Genomic DNA, 2,080 nt, shown 5'->3' on the forward strand with positions numbered 1-2,080 from the left:
CTAGGAGCCTGTCCGAGAATAGACTGCCCTACTGCTGTTGCGATAAATTGGTCTAAAAATCCCTACTTCTTCATCAAATAGCCCCGCTATTTTCTTTATAAGCAGAAATTTTATCCTCAATTTCTCGCAATCCTCGCTAAGGGCGCTATTCTCGATCAGGCTCCTAGGTGGCGGCTCAATGTGAATGCCTCTTCTTCAGATATGATTTCTTTCTTTTTGAGCAACCCAATGATAGAACCAGGTTTTCTCTCGACCTGCTCGGCAATATCGATAATTTGAAGGCCATTTTGGAAAGAACTTATAACATAAGATATAGCGTCATCTGACCAAAGCAAACCATAATTTCTGGGAAGACCTTTTTCCAGATTGATTTGCTGCTTTTCTTCAATGGTTTTTTTGACTCGTTTTGTATTATCTTTTGTTCCATTACGCAATATAAAGAACAAAGCCCTGATGACATCAGGATGATTATATGGGGAATTTGAAGGGAAAATTTCACCTGTAACCGGGTCCACTCCATTTGCTAATGATTCTATAATTGATATTGCTTTTTCTTTATCCATACAGCCACCAGTAAGTTGTTATTTGATGAATAGATGCCTTTTTAGTGACCTACTCCCACCACTTGCTGGGATCGTTTTACCTTCATTAAGGGTTCCACTTGGACGTGGTTGATGTTATCTGGAACCATGATGCTTTCCTATACAATTATTACTGTGATTGCGGGAATTATGATTATCGGGGCAAAATTCTTGCTGAGTATTTTTCTTATGCTCGGGCCAATATTTGTCACAGCTTTCATATTTCCTTGGTCTAGAAAGTTTTTTGATAACTGGATAGGAAAAATCATAGAAAACATTCTTGTGATGACGTTAGGTGTTTTAGTTATAACGAGCTGCATAGCTATATTTGATAAATTTATATCAATGAATCCAGCAACTGATAAAGATGTTAGCCCTATTGGATTATCGCTTACCTTAGGTGTTGTGACGATTATACTGTGTTATGTTTTGAGGCAAATACCCAGTATAGCAGCAGCTTTGGCTGGCGGTATCGCAACTGAAGCACTGAAAGCAGGAGTACCGAAACTACCTAAGAGAAAACCAAACAATGACAATAAAAACAACAATAAAAATGATATTAAGGATGGCAGTAAAAATTCGCCTAACCGCCACCCAGCGAATAGAGCCATAAGAGAAAGGATCGAGGAGCATAACAGGAGAGCAATGGAACGATGAAGTGGGAAATCCCACTTCATTTTCAATCAATTTTTACTGCTATATAATTACACAAAGATGTGAATTTTTTTGTTTTACCATAATCAATATCAGTCATATAACCTAAACTTAATCTAGCATCAACCCTTTTAAATCTCTTACAAATATCCATATCTGTCTTTTGGTAATCACTTTCATTTTTTTCAGATATTGTATCTAAAAGACCTGCTAGTTGATGATACTCAGTTACAAGCTCATCTTTTGACATCTCTTTTACATTCATAGAGCTAATTGTAAACGCAAACGCTCCATAGGAGATAATTGTTGTTACAAGCCCTAGAGCAATGGATATTTTTTTCATGACGCCAACCCTATTTTAATATATAAAATACTATTACCATCATACAGAGTTAGACTTTTAATTACTAGCAAAAAGCCATAAAAATCCCGTATATAAAATATACCAGGCAACACCAACAACTAATGGTAAAGACCAAATAAAAATGACCTTTTTAAGATACCCTTTTATTTTTAAAAAGTATCCAAACAACCCAATGAGTGACAGGTAAAGTAATGGCAATAAGTAGAATATGGTAGTATTGAGATTCTCATACTGCGTATTAACGACTTTCTCTGTATATTCAGCGATCACTGAAGCAAAGCCAAATAACTTTACCACGGTAAAATAATAAAAGGCAGCAATGTAGCTGTATGGATCACCCAGTTCCCGCCACTCTTCGAGCAGCTCCAATACAAATTCGAACCCCCAAAGTACCAGGCAAACCGGGGTCGCAATGCAAGCAAATTTTTTGAAAAGAATCTCGGCAAGATCTGGCTCCCTCGAACCGTACGCCCCCTCTACA

At 37.2% G+C, this 2,080-nt stretch carries 4 protein-coding genes; 1 reads left to right on the top strand and 3 read right to left on the bottom strand.

The genetic code is table 11. From position 1 onward, the window contains the following. Nucleotides 1–155 precede the first annotated feature (155 nt). The gene (locus V4C51_RS17615; RefSeq protein ID WP_330927476.1) at nucleotides 156–563 is read right to left on the bottom strand and encodes a hypothetical protein; all 408 of its coding nucleotides are present in this window, start codon (nucleotides 561–563) and stop codon (nucleotides 156–158) included. An 84-nt stretch (nucleotides 564–647) separates the two neighbouring features. Between V4C51_RS17615 and V4C51_RS17620 the strand changes: the two genes are divergently transcribed. Continuing rightward, nucleotides 648–1,238, top strand: coding sequence for a type IV secretion system protein (locus tag V4C51_RS17620; RefSeq protein ID WP_330927479.1), 591 nt, complete (start codon nucleotides 648–650; stop codon nucleotides 1,236–1,238). A gap of 22 nt (nucleotides 1,239–1,260) precedes the next feature. Here the strand turns inward: V4C51_RS17620 and V4C51_RS17625 are convergent, their stop codons facing one another. Together V4C51_RS17625 and V4C51_RS17630 are read right to left on the bottom strand one after the other, a co-directional pair. Further along, nucleotides 1,261–1,578 (bottom strand): hypothetical protein, encoded by a 318-nt coding sequence (locus V4C51_RS17625; protein ID WP_330927477.1) that lies wholly within the window; start codon nucleotides 1,576–1,578, stop codon nucleotides 1,261–1,263. A gap of 57 nt (nucleotides 1,579–1,635) precedes the next feature. After that, on the bottom strand, nucleotides 1,636–2,080 hold a 445-nt coding region (locus V4C51_RS17630), incomplete at its 5' end, for a hypothetical protein (RefSeq protein WP_330927478.1).

The sequence above is a fragment of the Candidatus Sororendozoicomonas aggregata genome (genome assembly GCF_031528575.1).
Taxonomy (GTDB): Bacteria; Pseudomonadota; Gammaproteobacteria; order Pseudomonadales; family Endozoicomonadaceae; genus Endonucleibacter; species Endonucleibacter aggregata.